This window comes from Methylocystis sp. (assembly GCF_021731785.1).
Taxonomy (GTDB): Bacteria; Pseudomonadota; Alphaproteobacteria; order Rhizobiales; family Beijerinckiaceae; genus Methylocystis.
This window is the reverse complement of sequence record NZ_JAKFWS010000115.1, coordinates 1-18184: the sequence shown is the minus strand read 5'-3', so window position 1 is coordinate 18184 and position 18184 is coordinate 1. Positions and strand designations below refer to the sequence as shown.

The 18184-nt window shown below is 61.8% G+C and carries 18 protein-coding genes; 15 read left to right on the top strand and 3 right to left on the bottom strand.

Annotated features, from left to right (window positions below; genetic code table 11):
- Positions 1–174: 174 nt before the first annotated feature.
- A complete protein-coding gene (locus QZ964_RS16760) occupies positions 175–1125 on the bottom strand; it encodes a WYL domain-containing protein (protein WP_292532917.1) in 951 nt (316 codons plus the stop codon).
- 107 nt (positions 1126–1232) lie between these two features.
- Between QZ964_RS16760 and QZ964_RS16755 the strand changes: the two genes are divergently transcribed.
- The 15 genes from QZ964_RS16755 (at position 1233) to QZ964_RS16685 (ending at position 16336) form a co-directional block, all read left to right on the top strand.
- Positions 1233–1475 carry a DUF2188 domain-containing protein gene (locus QZ964_RS16755; protein WP_292532915.1) on the top strand — a complete coding sequence of 81 codons (243 nt, stop codon included), beginning with the start codon at positions 1233–1235 and terminating at the stop codon, positions 1473–1475.
- Between the two features lie 56 nt (positions 1476–1531).
- Positions 1532–2665 carry a hypothetical protein gene (locus QZ964_RS16750; protein ID WP_292532913.1) on the top strand — a complete coding sequence of 378 codons (1134 nt, stop codon included), beginning with the start codon at positions 1532–1534 and terminating at the stop codon, positions 2663–2665.
- 110 nt (positions 2666–2775) lie between these two features.
- On the top strand, positions 2776–4938 hold the full coding sequence (locus QZ964_RS16745; RefSeq protein ID WP_292532912.1) for a ThiF family adenylyltransferase: 2163 nt from the start codon (positions 2776–2778) through the stop codon (positions 4936–4938).
- A 17-nt stretch (positions 4939–4955) separates the two neighbouring features.
- The gene (locus tag QZ964_RS16740) at positions 4956–6173 is read left to right on the top strand and encodes a patatin-like phospholipase family protein (protein WP_292532911.1); all 1218 of its coding nucleotides are present in this window, start codon (positions 4956–4958) and stop codon (positions 6171–6173) included.
- A gap of 568 nt (positions 6174–6741) precedes the next feature.
- Positions 6742–7680 (top strand): P-type conjugative transfer ATPase TrbB, encoded by a 939-nt coding sequence (gene trbB / locus QZ964_RS16735; protein WP_292532934.1) that lies wholly within the window; start codon positions 6742–6744, stop codon positions 7678–7680.
- Complete coding sequence (locus tag QZ964_RS16730; protein WP_292532910.1) at positions 7673–7996, top strand: TrbC/VirB2 family protein; 324 nt, start codon at positions 7673–7675, stop codon at positions 7994–7996. The genes trbB and QZ964_RS16730 overlap by 8 nt, the downstream gene beginning before the upstream one ends.
- Complete coding sequence (locus tag QZ964_RS16725) at positions 7996–8280, top strand: VirB3 family type IV secretion system protein (RefSeq protein WP_292532908.1); 285 nt, start codon at positions 7996–7998, stop codon at positions 8278–8280. Before QZ964_RS16730 ends, QZ964_RS16725 begins: the two co-directional genes overlap by 1 nt.
- Positions 8281–8292: 12 nt before the next feature.
- Entirely contained in the window at positions 8293–10728 is a 2436-nt protein-coding gene (gene trbE, locus QZ964_RS16720) for a conjugal transfer protein TrbE (RefSeq protein ID WP_292532907.1), read from the top strand.
- The gene (gene trbJ, locus QZ964_RS16715) at positions 10725–11468 is read left to right on the top strand and encodes a P-type conjugative transfer protein TrbJ (RefSeq protein WP_292532906.1); all 744 of its coding nucleotides are present in this window, start codon (positions 10725–10727) and stop codon (positions 11466–11468) included. Before trbE ends, trbJ begins: the two co-directional genes overlap by 4 nt.
- A 15-nt stretch (positions 11469–11483) precedes the next feature.
- A complete protein-coding gene (gene trbK-alt, locus QZ964_RS16710) occupies positions 11484–11900 on the top strand; it encodes a putative entry exclusion protein TrbK-alt (RefSeq protein WP_292532905.1) in 417 nt (138 codons plus the stop codon).
- Positions 11901–11906: 6 nt separating this feature from the next.
- A complete protein-coding gene (gene trbL, locus QZ964_RS16705; protein ID WP_292532903.1) occupies positions 11907–13172 on the top strand; it encodes a P-type conjugative transfer protein TrbL in 1266 nt (421 codons plus the stop codon).
- Positions 13172–13855, top strand: coding sequence for a conjugal transfer protein TrbF (trbF, locus tag QZ964_RS16700; protein WP_292532901.1), 684 nt, complete (start codon positions 13172–13174; stop codon positions 13853–13855). The genes trbL and trbF overlap by 1 nt, the downstream gene beginning before the upstream one ends.
- Positions 13852–14847: a P-type conjugative transfer protein TrbG gene (trbG, locus tag QZ964_RS16695; protein WP_292532900.1), complete on the top strand. Its 996-nt coding sequence runs from the start codon at positions 13852–13854 to the stop codon at positions 14845–14847. The genes trbF and trbG overlap by 4 nt, the downstream gene beginning before the upstream one ends.
- A complete protein-coding gene (locus QZ964_RS16690; RefSeq protein WP_292532898.1) occupies positions 14844–16055 on the top strand; it encodes a TrbI/VirB10 family protein in 1212 nt (403 codons plus the stop codon). The genes trbG and QZ964_RS16690 overlap by 4 nt, the downstream gene beginning before the upstream one ends.
- Complete coding sequence (locus QZ964_RS16685) at positions 16052–16336, top strand: DUF2274 domain-containing protein (RefSeq protein ID WP_292532896.1); 285 nt, start codon at positions 16052–16054, stop codon at positions 16334–16336. The genes QZ964_RS16690 and QZ964_RS16685 overlap by 4 nt, the downstream gene beginning before the upstream one ends.
- Here the strand turns inward: QZ964_RS16685 and QZ964_RS16680 are convergent.
- Together QZ964_RS16680 and QZ964_RS16675 are read right to left on the bottom strand one after the other, a co-directional pair.
- Positions 16302–17270, bottom strand: coding sequence for a LysR family transcriptional regulator (locus tag QZ964_RS16680; protein ID WP_292532895.1), 969 nt, complete (start codon positions 17268–17270; stop codon positions 16302–16304). The genes QZ964_RS16685 and QZ964_RS16680 overlap by 35 nt on opposite strands.
- 9 nt (positions 17271–17279) lie before the next feature.
- Positions 17280–18184: TonB-dependent siderophore receptor (locus QZ964_RS16675; protein WP_292532893.1), on the bottom strand; the 905-nt coding region annotated here is incomplete at its 5' end.

The window sequence follows — 18184 nt, the reverse complement described above, 5'->3', positions numbered from 1 at the left end:
CGCCGCCAGCCTCGATTACAATCCAATCGAAAACGCCTCCTCATATCAAACTCAAGACCCTACTGCAGCGGCCATTGAGCGAGCCGTCGATAGTCTATGGAATAGAATCGGCGAACTCCTCCTGCGGCCTCGCCAATGGGCGCCACAGAGATGAGCCTGTTTAACGAATCACCTTTAGCGAAGTTTGGGTTGAGGAAAAGACGGCGGAGTCAGAAGGATTTCGGAGGCAATCGTTGGCGCGCTGTTTGCTCTTTCCAGAGCCGCCTTCACCTCATCTTTGTTGTCCAGAACGACGTGCCGTTCTTTTTCGGACTTGTTCGGCATTTCGTCATAAGGATCGAGGTCAAGCCGCCTGACAAAATAGTACAGTAGAGCAAGCCGCATTGGCACAGCCAGTTTCTCTTTCTCCATACAATAGTCCTGAGCGATCGCCCGGCGCTGATTTTCGTTGAGCTTCGGATGCGGGCGCAGGATCACCGTGAAAATTTCATTCCAGACGCTGTCCCTGTCCGGTCCGATCATCGCACTCGCGGAATCCCGGATACCCGAAAAGCGCGCGAGAAGAAAATCTTTGAACGTCCGATCTATGTGACAGAACGCTCTGACATGCCATCGGTGCAAATCGAACGCGAACGCATGAGGAGAAATCCATCGCCACGTCGGCCCCAGATGTTTTTCCGACAGCGACTGATAGCGAATTTCGATAGATTTTCGGCCGCGCACGGCATCCAGCGTTAATCGCAACATTTCGGGATCAACGTGCCGGTGGGGAAGCGGCACAAGGCCGGCAGCGGGAGGGTATGCAATCCACGTTTCGCTCGCCAACAAAGTCTTGTCCGCAATCGACCGCAGCGTCGACAGGTACCGGTCCGAATCCGGTTTAAGGAATAACGGGGCAAAGCGCTCCGTCTTGAGGTACCGCTTTTCTCTTTTGTCGTAGCTGATGTTGAGCGGCGCGAGCACTTGATACTGGCTGAGGTCCTTTGAGGCTTGCGGCACGGATACACCAAAGAAGGTCGTGATGTCTGACCGGTTTATTCCGCCCTCCCAAAAGAGGCGGAATTCAATGAACTCCAGCCGCTGCTCAACTCCCCAACTTCTTTCCGTCGTCGCCTGACCCTGCATTCGGCTCCCTCCCCAGGTGGGTATATAAAGTTTATTGACGTTAAAACTAGATACGTGTATTTTATATCCTAATGGCGATGTTTCGTCAACAATTTCAAGGTTAAGATATGCCCAAAAATGACCGGTATGTGGTTCGCCACGAGGATGAATGGGCCGTGAAAAAGCCCGGCACAGAGCGCGCCAGCAGCATCCACGGCACCCAGAAGGAAGCCGAGTCGCGAGCCAAGGACATCGTTAGCGGACTTGGCGGGGGCGAGGTTCGCATCCAGGGGCGTGACGGCCGCTGGCGCGATTCGGACACTGTTGCGCCGGGGAAGGATCCGACTCCTCTTCGCGACAAAAAACACTGAGTTCTAACGCGGCGCGCCAACGCGTCGACCCACTCTTTCGAACAGGAGATGCGACGGTGACTGCGAAGCTGACTTTTCATCCTCTCGGGAATGCCGATTGCACGCGCATTGATCTCGCCAACGGCAAGAAGCTTCTCATCGACTACGCGGACATGCGGAACCACGATGATCCCGCCGACAAACGCGTCGATCTGCCCGAAGAGCTTAAAGCCGATCTGCGCGCCGCAAAGCGCGATGATTTCGACGTTGTCTGCTTTACGCATCTCGACGACGATCATTGCGGCGGAGCCGACGAGTTTTTCTGGCTCGACCACGCCCAAAAATATCAGGGCGAGGGCCGGATCAAGATTCGCGAGCTGTGGGTCCCAGCGGCGGCGATCACGGAGGACGGCTGCGTCGACACAGCGCGCGTTATTCGACAGGAAGCGCGCCATCGCCTGAAAAAGGGCTGCGGCATCAGGGTTTTCTCCCGCCCAACTCAATTGAAGGCGTGGCTGGAGGCCAACGGCCTTACTCTCGAATCCCGCTCCCACCTGATTACCGACGCGGGGCAGTTCGTTCCGGGGATTTCGACGACAGGTCCTGAGCGCGCGCAGTTCTTCATCCACAGCCCCTTCGGCTGGCGTCAGAACGAGAATGAGTTGATCGACCGAAACCAGGATAGCGTCGTTTTCCAGGCGACCTTTTTGGAGGGCGGAAGGGAGACGCACGCGCTTTTCATGTCGGACATCAACTATGATTCAATCGAGCAAATCGTGAAGACGACGAAACGGCACAAGCGCGAAGACCGCCTGCTATGGGATGTGTTCAAGATTCCTCATCATTGCTCGTACACCGCAATCGGTCCTGACAAAGGCTCGGACGAGACCAAGCCGACCGACGAGGTTAAATGGCTTTACGAAGTTCAGGGACGCGCCCGTCCCACCATGATGTCGACGAGCTGGTCGATTCCGGTCAATGGCTCCGCTGAGGACAAGGATGTCCAGCCGCCGCACCGGCAGGCGGCCGCATATTACAAGCGCGTCGCCGCCGGCAAGGACGGGCAGTTTAAGGTCACAATGGATTTGCCGTCGGCCAGCAAGCCCAAGCCGACGACGATCGAAATCACAGAGCGCGGCGCCAGTCTGCTAACCGTTTCCGCAACGATTGGCGCGGCGAGCATCATCTCCACTCCGGCCCGCGCTGGCTAGAAATGAACGTCCATCCGTGGTGGCTCGGTTTTGGCGAAAAAATCGAGAATGTGGATGAGTTGACAACCCCGGGAGCGCGAGCGCTTGCGTCGGCGCTCGCCGCAGGACGCATGGCGGGTGCGGCGCTCGCCGAATTCAGACGGAACGGAAATTACGACGCCATTCGCTTTGATGTTGACGTTGAGCGCCCGCAGGACCTTGCACATCCGATCAAAGCAACGGAGCCCGTGGCGGTCCTATTCCCGGCCACTTGCGGGCAGCCGCGCGTATTGGCGCTGCGCGACGACTTCCCGGACACTCCGCACCAGAACTGGACGCCGGAAGGCGCACCGTGCGCCCTTTGTGTCGACGACAGGCCGTGGGCGGAGGCAAGACTTACCTTCACGCCGGCGGAACTTGTAAGACGCATACAGCTTTGGCTTGCCAAAGCGGCCCGCGGCGATCTTCACGATCCGGCCCAGCCGCCGGACCCGCTCTTCTTCCGTTCGGCGTTGACGCTGGTCATTCCACCATCGGCTGTAACCGAGACAGGACAGATACCTGAACTCGTCGGATTTATCCGATCCGACAGCCAGAATATTATTTTCGCATCGGCGGCTCCAACCTCGGAAAAAGGGCGTGAACAGCCATGCGGTTTCGTCGTGCTTGCCTTTCGGGCGGCGCCGCAGGGCATGTCCCGCTTGCGGCATGCGCCTACGACCTTGACCGGCCTTGCCGAGGAATTGGGGCGCTGCGGGATCAATCTTCTCGGGGAAATCAAGGCGCGTGTTGCGGAATGGGCCGGGATTCACGACGACAGTTTGCGTCGCCTCTCGTCGTTGCTTGCAATTGTGGTGGCCTTTCCCGTGCAAGCTGGTCAAGACGCATCTGCCAACGACATGCGCGCCTTCCTGACGTTCGAATCGGCGGGCGAAGTCGGAACCGCGCTCGGCGTCCTTTACAAGAACGCCAGCGGCGTCGGAGCAAACGATTCTTACGTGAAGGTGCTGGGCGTGCCCGCTGATCCGCATGCAGAGAAAATCCGCATTGAGCCGGCCGATGTGCAGTTCAGCTTCAACCGCGAGCTGGCCTCGACCGTGGCCGGGCGTTCAGAGGTCAACCGCAGCCGCACTGTGCTCATCGGCGCCGGCGCGCTCGGGTCTCAGATCGCCCTCAACCTTGCAAGAGAAGGCGCATTGTCCTGGACCGTCGTCGACCAAGATTTCCTCATGCCGCATAATCTCGCGCGGCACGCACTCCTGACTTCTGACGCAGGCGCGCCGAAAGCCTTCGCGCTCGCACGCCGGCTCGGAGCATTGCTCGATGAGGCATTTGCCGGATTCCTCTGTGATGTGATGAATCCCGGGGAGAACACTGCGCAAGACCTTGCCGCCAGATTTTCCGAAGCTGAACTGATTATTGACGCTTCCGCGTCCGTCGCGGTCTCGCGCTATCTCGCCGACATGCCGGATACGGCCGCACGCAGACTTTGCACCTTCTTCAACCCAGCGGGTGATTCCGTCGTGCTGCTTGCCGAAGACCGCGATCGCAGCATCACGCTTAGCGATCTTGAAGCCCAGTATCACAGCCTTCTCCTGTCCGATCTTCGTCTCGCCAACCATCTGAAGGTTGATCGACCCGGCCTCCGCTATAGCGGTTCGTGCCGCGCGCTTACCAACCGGATTCCGGCGACACGCGCCGCTCTTCTGAGCGCGCTGGCTGCCCGCGGCATCAGCGAACGCATGGGCGAGGATCAGGCCGCTATCCAGATTTGGACGGCGAGCGACGAAGGTGAGGTGCAGCTTGTGAAAAAGCACGGCACCCCGGTCACGCGTATCGAGTTCGGTACTTGGAGTGTCACTTACGACGAAGGTTTTCGTCAGGCGCTTTCGTGTCTGCGCACGCGGCACCTGCCAAACGAAACCGGCGGCGTCCTGCTTGGTATCGTCGATGTCAGCCGGCAATCCATTCACGTCGTGCACGCCTTGCCCCAACCCGAGGATAGCCGTGCCAGCGTGGCAGGGTTCGAGCGTGGCGTAGTCGGACTTCAGGACGCCGTCGAAATGGCCGTTGAAGGCTCCCTGCATCAGCTCCGTTATGTCGGCGAGTGGCATTCCCATCCGCGAGGGTCTTCCGCCTGGCCGAGCTCGACGGATATTGCGCAGATGGTGTGGCTTGGCAGCGAACTCGAAGCTGAAGGTGTCCCGGCCCTCATGGCAATTGCCGCGGACAACGGCGACTTCAGTTTCTCCCTTGCTGGCGGCCATGAGCGATCGCCCGACGCCACTCAATAAAGGATTTATCGGACCGTATGACACAGCAGCCTGCCGCCAAAGATATGCAAAGCTTGTTTGCAGCGGGATTCTCCGGCGGCGATTTTCTCAATGCCGAAAAAGTTGAAGACGTTATCGGGCTCTGCCTTTCCGGTGGAGGATACAGGGCCATGATATATCATGTGGGATCGCTGGCCCGTTTGAATGAACTTGGCTTCCTTCCGAGAGTGAAGGAAATCGCCAGTGTGTCCGGCGGGTCGATAACGGCCGGCATGCTGGCCCGCGCTTGGCCGGAACTGGATTTCGATAATCATGGCATTGCGCTCAATTTCGACGATCGGGTGGCCTCTCCCCTCATCCGTTTTAGCGCGATCGGTGTTGATGTACGAGCCATCCTGTCAGGGATTCTTCCGGGCAGGACCGCGGCCGACAGTGTGGCTGCGGCGTATGACCGATATCTTTTTTCCGGCGCGACGCTGCAAGATATTCCCGATCATCCAAGATTCACGTTCATGGCGACAAATCTGCAAACGGGAAGCGGCTGGCGTTTTGCAAAATCCTATGCCGCCGATTACCGCGTCGGGCGCATCGATCATCCGCGTTTGTCACTGGCAAGAGTCGTTGCAGCTTCGTCCGCGTTTCCTCCATTCCTTTCTCCCGTGCGTTTGAAATTCGATCGAGACGCCGTCCGCCCGATGCAGGGGGCCGATCTTCACCGCCCGCCGTTTACGGAAGAAGCGGTTCTCACGGACGGCGGCGTGTATGACAATCTCGGTCTTGAGCGCGTGTGGAAACGCTGCCGAACAATCCTCGTGAGCAATGCAGGCTGCAACACTCCCGAGATCGGTTCGCCAACCGGGCGCTGGACGGGCCAAATTTTCCGGACACTGAATCTTGTGCAGCAGCAGGTCGAAAATTCCCGGAAGCGAATTCTTTTCGGCATGAACAACCTCGGGCAGCGCAAGGTCGCCTTTTGGAGCATCGATACACCGATTGCGGCCTACAGCGTGGCAGATGCGCTGCCGATGACCGCCAATTCCGCGGCGCAGGCAGCAAATCTGCGAACGCGTCTCAACCCGTTCACGCCTGCGGAAATCGAACTCCTGCTTCAGGCAGGTTACGCCGGGGCTGACGCTTCATTGCGCGCCCAGGGGCTCGCCGTGAATTCTCCGGCTGCCGATTTCGAGAAATTGCCCTTCCCCAGGTCACGGTGGACCCGATCGGACACGGAGGGCCTTATCGTTCGGCAGATCTAGATTTGCGATATGACCGGCTGATGATCAAGCGGTGAGACGCCCGCAGGGTCGCCGGTGGGATGAGCTTGTTTGAAGCAACTGGTCGAACGTTACGCAAGCGATATGACGGAAAGTGGTTGGTCGTTGACCCAACAGGCTTTGACGTGCTGTTTGGACGTGATGGAAGGAAGGTTAACGAACGCGCACCGTCTCGGCTGCGCGATTTGGCGTCGGTTCTCGAGAAGGCTAGCATTCGAGATCGCGTTTCGCGGTAGAGATGGCCCGATTGGGGCACAAATGGAACATCAAGGTGCGTCGCTCTCAAATATCCGACCGCTAACCTGTTTCAGGCTGAATGCGCCGGCTTGACCTCGTTTCCTAAAACGATGCCTGCGAGCCTTGACCTTTCTTTTCCCCTGTCTTTGCGCGCCAGACTACTACGCCGCCGAGGAGCCTGTTGCAATTGCTTGGCTTGGGCCTTTCTTAATCGACCCCGGCTTCGAACCGCTCGCACGCGGTTCGTGGAGAACCGGGGGCGAACGTGGCGGCTCAATCTCCCAATACGGAAGCAGTCTCGCGCGGCGCGCGCATGTTGCGCACGGCGCTGGGATCACAGATCGCCGATTGGCTCGACGATGACAGCGTCGTCGAAATCATGCTCAATCCCGACGGGAGGCTTTGGCTTGATCGCCTGACGAGCGGATTGGAAGATGCCGGCGCGCGCCTCTCGCCCGAAGACGGCGAACGCATCGTGCGCCTGGTCGCGCATCATGTCGGCGCCGAGGTTCATCCCGGCGCGCCGCGGGTGTCGGCGGAGTTGCCGGAAACAGGCGAGCGCTTCGAGGGCTTGCTGCCGCCTGTCGTCGCGGCGCCCGCCTTCGCCATTCGCAAGCCGGCGGTCGCCGTCTTCACGCTTGACGATTATGTCGCCGCCGGGATCATGGGACTACAGCAGGCGGCGATCCTGCGCGCCGCCGTCGTCGAGCGAAGCAATATTCTTGTCGCGGGCGGCACGTCGACCGGCAAGACGACGCTCGTCAACGCGCTGCTTGCGGAGGTCGCCAAGTCGAACGACCGCGTCGTTCTGATCGAAGATACGCGCGAACTGCAATGCGCGGCGCCGAACCTCGTGGCGCTGCGCACCAAGGAAGGCGTCGCGACGCTCTCGGAGCTCGTGCGCTCATCGCTGCGCCTGCGGCCCGACCGCATTCCGATCGGCGAAGTGCGGGGGCCCGAGGCGCTCGATTTGCTCAAGGCATGGGGAACCGGACATCCGGGCGGCGTCGGCACGATCCACGCCGGTTCTGCGCTCGGCGCGCTGCGCCGCCTCGAACAGCTCATCCAGGAAGCCGTCGTCACCGTTCCGCGCGCGATGATCGCCGAGACGATCCAGATCATCGCCGTGCTGGCGGGTCGCGGCGAAGGCCGCCGGCTCATCGAACTCGCCGCCGTCCAGGGGCTGAACGAATGCGGCGACTACGCGCTCGCCGATCTCACCCATCTCAAACTCGGAGAAGATCATGAATAGGATTTTTGTTCGCAAACGATTTGGGGTTGTCTTTCCCATCGTTGGCGTCGCCGTGCTTTCCTCACCGGCTTTCGCCGCAGGCTCAAACATGCCCTGGGAGCAGCCGCTCCAGCAGATCCTCCAGTCGATCGAAGGGCCGGTCGCCAAGATCGTGGCGGTGATCATCATCATCACCACGGGCCTGACGCTCGCCTTCGGCGACACGTCGGGTGGGTTTCGGCGGCTGGTGCAGATCGTCTTTGGCCTCTCCATCGCCTTCGCCGCGTCGAGCTTCTTTCTGTCCTTCTTCTCCTTCGGCGGCGGAGCGCTGATCTGATGGAGAATGCGTTCATCCAAAATGGCGGCTCGGTCGCAGGATTCCGCGTTCCCGTCCACCGCGCCTTGACCGAACCGATCCTGCTCGGCGGCGCGCCGCGCGCCATCGCCATTCTCAACGGCACGCTCGCGGCGGCGCTCGGCCTTGGTCTGCGTCTCTGGATTGCCGGGCTCGCTTTCTGGGTCGTGGCGCAATTTGCCGCCGTCTGGGCGGCCAAGCGCGATCCCGACTTCGTCGAAGTCGTGCGACGGCATCTGCGCTACCCCGCACATCTTGGCGCTTGAGGAGAGGCGTTGATGCTGAACCTCGCCGAATATCGAAAAAAGCCGCAACGTCTCGCCGATTTCCTGCCATGGGCGGCGCTGGTGGCGCCCGGCGTCGTATTGAACAAAGATGGCTCGTTCCAACGAACCGCGCGGTTTCGGGGGCCGGACCTCGATAGCGCGACGCAAGCGGAACTCATCGGCGCGACGGCGCGCCTCAACAACGCGCTGCGACGCCTCGGCTCAGGCTGGGCGATCTTCGTCGAGGCGCAGCGCAATCCCGCGCAGCATTATCCCGCAAGCTGCTTTCCCGATCCCGTCTCGGCGCTGGTCGACGAAGAGCGCAGGGCGCAATTTGAAGAGGAAGGCACGCATTTCGAGAGCGGCTATTTTCTAACCCTCGTCTATCTCCCGCCGGAAGACGATGCGGCCGGCGCCGAGAGCTGGCTCTATGAAGGGCGCGCCGCTGGCGATACGCCGCGCGCGATGCTTGCCGGCTTCATCGATCGCACCGATCGCCTGCTGCAGTTGATCGAAGGTTTTGCGCCGGAAGCCGAATGGCTCTCCGACGCCGAGACGCTGACCTACCTTCATTCCTGCGTCTCGACCAAACGCCACAATGTGCGCGTTCCCGAGACGCCGATGCATCTCGACGCCGTTCTGGTCGACGAGCCGCTGACCGGAGGCCTCGAACCACGGCTCGGGAATGCGCATCTGCGCTCCCTCACCATCATGGGCTTTCCCTCAGCGACCTATCCCGGCGTGCTCGACGAACTCAATCGGCTCGCCTTTCCCTATCGCTGGTCGACGCGGGCGCTTACCCTCGACAAGACCGACGCAACGAAGGTCCTCACCCGCATCCGCCGGCAATGGTTCGCCAAGCGCAAATCGATCTTCGCCATCCTCAAGGAGGTGATGACCAATGAGGCCTCGGTGCTGGTCGATACCGACGCCCATAACAAGGCCCTCGACGCTGACGCCGCGTTGCAGGATCTCGGCTCCGATCTTATCGGCGAAGCCTATGTGACGGTGACGCTCACTGTCTGGGACGAGGATCCGCGCCTCGCCGACGAAAAGCTGCGCCTCGCCGAGAAGGTCATACAGGGCCGCGACTTCACTTGCATGGTGGAGTCGGTCAACGCCATCGAAGCTTGGCTTGGCTCGCTTCCCGGACATGTCTACGCCAATGTCCGTCAGCCGCCGGTCTCGACGCTGAACCTCGCCCATATGATTCCGCTCTCGGCGGTCTGGGCGGGTCCGCTGCAGGATGCGCATCTTCACGCACCGCCGCTGTTCTTCGCGCGAACGGAAGGATCGACGCCGTTTCGCTTCTCGCTGCATGTCGGCGATGTCGGGCATACGCTGATTGTCGGTCCGACCGGGGCCGGCAAGAGCGTGCTGCTGGCGTTGATGGCGCTGCAGTTTCGCCGATATGAAAATTCTCAGGTCTTCATCTTCGATTTTGGGGGATCGGCGCGGGCGGCGACGCTCGCGATGGGCGGCGACTGGAATGATCTTGGCGGTTCGCTCAGCGACGACGCCATCGATCCCGTCGCCCTGCAGCCGCTGGCGTGGATCGATGAGGTCGCGGAGCGCGCCTGGGCGGCCGAATGGATCGCAGCGATACTCGCCCGCGAAAATGTCGGCGTCACGCCCGAAGTCAAAGAACATCTCTGGACGGCGCTTGGCTCATTGGCGTCGGCGCCGGTTGCCGAGCGCACGCTCACCGGACTTTCCGTCCTTCTGCAATCCAACGCCCTCAAGCGCGCACTAAAACCTTTCTGCCTTGGCGGACCGCATGGGCGGCTCCTTGACGCCGACGCCGAAGTTCTCGGCGCCACCGACGTTCAGACTTTCGAGACCGAAGGGCTGATCGGCTCATCGGCCGCGCCCGCCGTTCTCGCCTACCTCTTCCATCGCATCGAAGGCCAACTCGATGGGTCGCCGAGCCTGATCATCGTCGATGAAGGCTGGCTCGCCCTCGACGACAAGGGTTTTGCCGGCCAGTTGCGCGCATGGCTCAAGACCCTGCGCAAGAAGAACGCCTCCGTCGTCTTCGCCACCCAGTCGCTCGCCGATATCGAAACGAGCCCGATTGCGCCGGCGATCGTCGAGAGCTGTCTGACGCGCCTGTTTCTCCCGAATGAACGCGCCTTCGAGCCGCAGATCGCCGCCATCTATCGCCGCTTCGGCCTGAACGACAGGCAGATCGAGATCATCGCGCGGGCGACGCCAAAGCGCGACTACTACTGCCAATCGCGGCGCGGCAATCGGCTGTTCGAACTTGGCCTCGGTCCGCTGGCGCTGGCGCTCTGCGCGGCGTCCTCGAAGACAGATCAAAGACTCATCTCCGGGCTCCTTGCCGAATATGGCCGTGACGGCTTTGCGCGCGCCTGGCTGGTCAGTCGCGGCCTCGTCTGGGCCGCCGATCTTCTCTCCCCAGAAGCCGAACTGGAGGCCGTGTCATGAATCGCAGTCGTTTCCCTATATCGGTAAGCAGCCTTGCGCTCGCTCTGGCGCTGTCCTTGGCGCCGCTCGGGGCGACGCGCGCGCAGTTCATGGTGTTCGATCCGAGCAACTATACCCAGAACATCATGACGGCGGCGAATACGCTTCAGCAGATCAACAATCAGATATCGAGCCTCCAGAACGAGGCGCGGATGTTAATGAATCAGGCGCGCAATCTCGCCAGTCTGCCCTATTCTTCGCTGCAGAGCGTCCAGCAATCGATCGCGCAGACCCAGCAGCTTCTGCATCAGGCCCAGCGCATCGCCTATGACGTCCAGCAGATCGATCAGGCCTTCTCGACGCATTATGGCGCGGCGAACGCGTCGGCGAGCAGCGCATCGCTCATCGATGGCGCTCGCCAGCGCTGGCAGAATTCTCTCGCGGGGTTTCAAGATGCGCTGCGGGTTCAGGCCGGGATCGTGCAGGGCGTCGAGACCGCCCGATCCGAAGCCAGCGCGCTGATCTCGTCCAGCCAATCGGCTGTCGGCGCCCTCCAGGCGTCGCAGGCCGGCAATCAGCTTCTCGCCCTGCAAAGCAAGCAGCTCGCTGATGTGACGGCGCTGCTCGCCTCGCAAGGCCGCGCCCAGTCGCTGGAGATGGCGCGCAGCGCGCAAGCGCAGGAACAGGCGCGCGAACAGATGCGCCGCTTCATCGCGCCCGGCCAGGGCTATCAGCCCGGCAATGTCTCGATGTTCCATTGATTGAGGCGCGACGAGATGAAAATCGAAGATTGGATCGCTCCAGAGAATATCGGCTTCATCGCGCTCGGCGTCGTGATCGGCGCCATTGCCCTTGTCGGCGTCGAGGCGGCTTGCGACGCCGACTTGGCGGCGAGAGCGCAATCGTCGTCGATTTTGCCCACGGGCGCGCCGGTCAAAGCGCCTCGGATCGACGAAGAGCTGCTGCGCTGCGCGACGATCCCGATCGAACAGGCCGATGATCCCAAATGCCGCGCGCTTTGGGCCGAGCAGCGGCGAAAATTCTTCGCGCCGCCGGCCGAACCTGCGGGCGACGCGCCAAAGCCGCTCGACATGTTCCCCTCGGCGCCGCATGCGCCCGAAAAGCCCGCGGTGACGACCGCGCCCAAATCGTCGCCGACTCCAAAGTCTTCGCAAAAGACGAAGAGTGAGTGACGTCTCATGGGCGGGAGCGGCGTCATCGATCGGTTTCTCGAGGTCTTCACCTCTTATATCGACTCCGGCTTCGGCCTGCTCGGCGGCGAGGTCGGCTTTCTGGCTTCGACGCTGGTCGTCATCGACATCGTTCTCGCCGCGCTGTTCTGGAGCCTGGCGCCGGACGAGGACATCATCGCCCGTCTCGTCAAGAAGACGCTCTTCGTCGGCGTCTTCGCCTATCTCATTGGCAACTGGAACAATCTCTCCCGCATCGTCTTCGAGAGTTTCTCTGGCCTCGGCCTCAAAGCCGCCGGCAGCGGCCTCGCTGCGGCGGATTTTTTGCGTCCTGGACGCGTCGCGCAGGTCGGCATCGACGCCGGCAGGCCGATCCTCGAGGCGATCTCCGGTCTGATGGGCTATGTCTCGTTTTTCGAGAACTTCATCCAGATCGCCGTCCTACTCTTCGCCTGGCTGATCGTTCTTCTCAGCTTCTTCATCCTCGCCATCCAGCTCTTCGTCACGCTGATCGAGTTCAAGCTGACGACGCTCGCCGGCTTCGTGCTCATCCCCTTTGGCCTTTTCGGCAAGACCGCTTTCCTAGCCGAACGCGTACTCGGCAATGTCGTGTCTTCCGGCGTCAAAGTGCTGGCGCTCGCTGTCATCATCGGCATCGGCTCGACCTTGTTTGCGCAATTCACGCAAGGAGCCGGCGGCGCGCAGCCGACGATCGACGACGCCATGACATTGGTGCTCGCGGCGCTGACGCTTCTCGGCCTTGGCGTCTTCGGTCCCGGGGTCGCGAACGGCATCGTCTCGGGCGGACCGCAGCTTGGCGCGGGCGCCGTCGTCGGAACCAGTCTCATTGTCGCCGGCGGCGCGGCCGCCGGCTATGGCGCGGCGCGTTACGCGGGCGGCGCCCTCGCTTCGCTTGGCGGTAGCCGCGACACCGCTGCCGCGACGATGATCCCGCCGGGGAGCGGCGCGAGCGCGCCGTCTTCTCCTGGCGCGCCGCCTTCCGGGCCGAATGGCCGGCCGGGAGGAGGAGCAGGCCCGGCGGGCTGGCCGTCCGCGGCTTCAACAAGCGGCGCGGCGTCAGCCGCAAGCGGCGGCACCGACCCTTCGATGGCGTCAAACGCCTCCGCCCCTCTTACCAGCGGCGAGCCCGCCTGGGCGAAGCGCCTGAAGCGCGCTCAGGCTGTCAGTCACGGCCTCTCTCTCGCCGCTCATTCCGTCCGCGCTGGCGACGCCCATGGCGCCGGCGCTTCCATCTCTCTCTCCGAGGCGCGCTGATGTTCAAACGCTCTTCCATTCGCTACGGGCGAACGCCCGAACCCGAAACGCCTTACCAAAAAGCCGCCCAAGTCTGGGACGAACGCATCGGCTCGGCGCGCGTGCAGGCGAAGAACTGGCGGCTCATCGCGCTCTGTAATCTCTTTCTCGCCGGCGGCCTCGCCGCGGCGCTGGTCTGGCAGGGCGCGCGTGAATCGATCGTTCCCTGGGTGGTGCAGGTCGACAAGATCGGCGAAGCGCAGGCGATCGCGCCGGCCATCGCCGACTACAAGCCGACCGATCCGCAGATCGCCTGGCATCTTGCGCGCTTCGTCGAGAATGTCCGCGCCATCCCAGCCGATCCGATCATCGTCCGCCAGAATTGGCTCAAGGCCTATGACTTCGCGACCGATAAAGGCGCGCTCGCCTTAAACGATTACGCCCGCGTCAACGACCCCTTCGCCAAAATCGGCCAAATCCAGATCGCGATCGAGGTCGCGAGCGTCATTCGCGCCTCGGACGATTCCTTTCGCGTCGCCTGGACCGAGCGCCGCTACGAGAACGCCCGTCTCGCCGCGACCGAACGCTGGACCGCCATCCTCACCATCATCGTTCAACCGCCGCGCGACGCCGAGCGCCTGCGCAAGAATCCGCTCGGCGTCTTCATCCACGCGGTCAACTGGTCGAAGGAGCTTGGACAATGACGCTGCTTTCGCTTCGTGCTTCGGTCGTTCTGCTTCTCGGCTCCACGGCGCTTGCCGGTTGCTCGACCTTCAAGCCGCCGGAGATCGACTACGACGACATGCCGTCTCCTGCGGCGCTGCAGAGCGATCCGCCGAACCCGGTCAGAATCGTCGAAATCCCCAAACTCCTGCCGCTTCCGGGCCAGCTTAAATCCCTCGCGGGGGGCGTGGGCGAGCGTCCCGAGCCGAGCGATCCGAAAATACGAGTCGAACAGGCGAACGCCGCCGCGCGGATGCAACCGCGTCGCGCCGGTTATATCAATGCCGTACAGGTCTATCCGTTTTCCGACGGCGCGCTCTATCAGGTCTATGCTGCCCCCGGCGAGATCACCGACATCGCCCTGCAGGACGGCGAGCAGCTCGTCGGCTCCGGTCCCGTCGCTGCCGGCGACACGGTGCGCTGGATCATTGGCGATACGGAAAGCGGCGTGGGGAATACGCGAAAAACCCACATCATGGTCAAGCCGACGCGCGCCGATCTGATGACCAATCTTGTCATCAACACCGATCGGCGCACCTATCATCTCGAACTGCGCTCGACCGAGAAAACCTATATGGCCTCCGTCTCCTGGCAATATCCGCAGGACGAACTCATCGCATTGCGGCGGCAGAATGTCGCCGCCGAGGCTGCCGCGCCCATCGACGTCGGTCTCGATCTCTCAAGACTCAATTTTCGTTACACGATCGAGGGCGACGCCGCGCCCTGGCGACCGCTGCGCGCCTTCGATGATGGTCGCAAGGTCTATGTCGAATTTCCGCGCGGGATCTCCCAGGGCGAAATGCCGCCGCTTTTCATCATCGGCGCCGCCGGCGACAGCCAGCTCGTCAATTATCGCGTGCGCGGCAATCATATGATCATTGATCGGCTCTTCGCCGCCGCGGAACTGCGCTTTGGCGCCGACTCGCAGCAAGTCGTTCGTATCGTGCGCAGCGACGGGAGGCCGGCGATATGAGCGCGCCGGAGAACGAGAAGAGGCTCACTGAGGAATTGCGGCTTCGACCCGAGCGTCCGCCGGTGACGCGTCTCTCCCGCCGTGTGTTGATCGCGCTCTCCGGCGTCTCCGCCGCCGCCATTCTGGGGCTGACCGTCTTCGCTTTGCAGCAGCGCGGGCGCTCCGGCTCTGCGCCGGAACTCTACAACACGGAAGCGAAGACGACCGCCGATGGCCTCGCGGCGCTGCCGCGGGACTATACGGGCCTTCCCAAAAATGTGCCGAAACTCGGCCCGCCGTTGCCCGGCGATCTCGGTCGGCCGATCCTTGCCGCGCAGGGGCAATTGCCGTCATCAAATGGCGTTGACCCGGAACAACAACGCATCGGCCAGGAACGCGAGGCGGCGCGCACCGCGAAACTCTTCACATCGACGAATGCGCATGAGCGTCCGGCGGCTGTCCCGTTTGCGCCTACATCGGGAAACGCGTCCGCATCAACGGGCGTCGAATTCGGCGAGGGGCCGCCGATCGATCCCAATGCGCTCCAGAATATGCAGGATCGCAAACTCGCTTTCGTCAACGCGCCCGCGGATCGACGCACTGTGAGTTCCGACCGTCTGGCGCAGCCGGCCTCGCGCTATGTTCTGCAGGCCGGCGCCGTCATTGCCGCGGCGCTCGTCACCGGCATCCGCTCCGATCTTCCCGGCCAGATCACCGCGCAAGTCACCGAGAACGTCTATGACAGCCCGACCGGCCGCTTCCTCCTTATCCCCCAGGGCGCGAAGCTGATCGGTGTCTATGACTCGGCAATAGCCTTCGGCCAATCGCGCGTGTTGCTCGTGTGGAATCGGCTTATCCTTCCGGACGGCCAATCGATCGTGCTGGAGCGCCAGCCCGGCGCCGACGCCGGTGGCTACTCCGGCCTCGAAGATGAAGTCGATCATCATTGGCTGCGCCTCGCCGGCGCGGCCGCGCTTTCGACCATTCTCGGCGTCGGAACCCAGCTTGGAACGACCGGCGAAGAAAATGCGCTGATCCAGGCGCTGCGACGCGGCGGCGCGCAAAGCCTCAATCAGACCGGCCAGCAGATTGTCGGCCGCAATCTCAACATCCAGCCGACGCTCACTATTCGTCCTGGTTTTCCCGTTCGCGTTATCGTCACCCGCGACCTTGTCCTCGCGCCCTACCATGAACGCAGTGAAATCGCCGCCAAGCGAGACGATCCATGACCAAACTGAAACTCGCCGGGATCGATGACGACAAACCGGTGAAGCTCACCGTCACGCTGTCCGCCGCGCTTCATCGAAATCTGATCGCTTATGCGGAGCTTCTCGCGAAGGAAACCGGCAAGTCCATCGACCCGGCAAAACTCATTGCGCCGATGCTGGAGAAATTTATTGCGAGCGATCGAGGCTTTGCGCAATCCCGCAATTCCACAAAGAAGCCCGCCGCGCCGACGCCGCCAAAATCACCCTTCAGCCTTTCTTCGCCATCGTCCGCGCAAGGCTGATAAAGCGACGCAACGCCGGATTGTCGTTGCCCGGCAGCCAGACGGCGCAAAAGCCGAGATGGCTATCGTCGCGCGGGAGCTGTCGAAAAGCGACGCCTGGATAGCAAATCGAAACGTTTGAATCGTTCACGAGGCCGAGGCCAAATCCCAGCACAACAAGTTTCATCACGGCGTCTTGTGAAATGTCATGGGTTTCGAGCGACATCCGGCCGCCGAACCCCTCAATGCGCTCGGCTGCAATTCTGTCGAGCCCCGCGTCAATCGCCTCGCGGCCCAGAATAAAATGCTCGTCCTTCAGCAAGTCCCAATCGACGAAGTCGCAACCCGTGAGCGGATGTTGGTCAGGCAAGGCGACGCAGACGCCGGCATTCCAATATCTTTCGATATCGCAGCCAGGCGTCGGCGTTCCATCGACCAGAAAAGCGACGTCGAGACGACGCTCCATAATTCGCGCGATCTGATTCGGAGCCGGACCTTCGTAGAATTCCATGGCGACGGCGGGATGCGCCGCCCGATAATCGTACAGCAGCTCGCTCAGGCAACCATTGATAGTGGAAGGGAGAACTCCGATGCGGATCATGCCCTCCGCGCCGCGTCCCGCCGCCAAAGCGTTTGCCACCGCATGATCGATTTCGGCGAACGCGGCCCGAGTCCGATCGAAGAAACGCTTGCCGGCGACCGTCAGTCGGACGCCATTCAACTGTCGTTCGAACAGAGATACTCCCAGCTCGTTTTCGAGCGCCTGAACGCGGCGGCTAACTGCGGATTGGCGTACGCCAAGCGCCCGGGCAGCGTGACTGACGCTTGCATGGTCGGCGACGAGAAGCGCTTGAGAAATCGAAACGAAATTAATCGCCCTGTTCTCTCGTGTCGATCGTCCCGAAGTTTCACTCGGTTGGCGGATGCGCCGTGGGGGATTCGAATGTCGAGCCATGGCGTCGCGTCAATATTTGTAAGTGAGGCTTGCGGCGATTGTCCTTGGCTCGCCGTGATAGAGGGCGCCGTTTGATGTCCAGTTGGATTGGTTGGTTAGATTGGCGGCATTGAGTTCGAATCTGAGATTGTCGGTGAAATTATAGGCGAGCGAGGCGCCGAGCATCTGCTGGGGCGCGAGCGTAAAGCCATAGGTGTTGGGCAGCGTCGCTTCGAGGCGGCTGGCGTAGTAGTAGCTTGCGCCGAGTTCGAGCCCCTTGAGGTCGCCTGTGTCGAATGTGTAATTGGCGGAGAAGTTATAGACCCGGCGCGGCGCGCCCAGAAGATCGCTGCCCTGCTGCGAGGGAATGTTGTCGTCCTTCGACACCAGCGCATGCAGGAATGTCGCGGCGGCGTTGATTTTGAGGTTCGGCAGGATTTCGCCGCCAAGATTAACTTCGATGCCGTGGCTGTGCTGCTGGCCGGTGACGACCGAGTAAAAGCCGCTGGGATTGGCCGGATTGGGGATCGCGACATTGTCGCGGGCGATGTCGAAGAGCCCGACCTCGAAGCTCATCTTGCGGTTCATGAACTCGCGCCGGAAGCCCAGCTCATATTGCGTGTCCTGCTGCGGCGGCGGCGCTTCGCCGCTTTGAATCCGCACGCCGGTGTTGGGGATCAGCGATTTGCCATAGGCGGCGAAGAACTGCGTCTCCTCGTCCGGGCGATAGAGAATGCCGGCGCGCGGCGAGAAATAGCCCTTGATCCCTTTGCTCAGGCTCGATGTCGGTTCTCCGGCGAGCGCGCCCAAGGGATCGAAGACGCGCTCGCGCTGGGCGAGAAGATCGTAGCGCCCGCCGATCAGAATGCGCCAGTTCTCGTTTAAGTCGATGAGGTCCTGGCCATAGACCGAGCGGCTGATGGCGCGCGCCACGC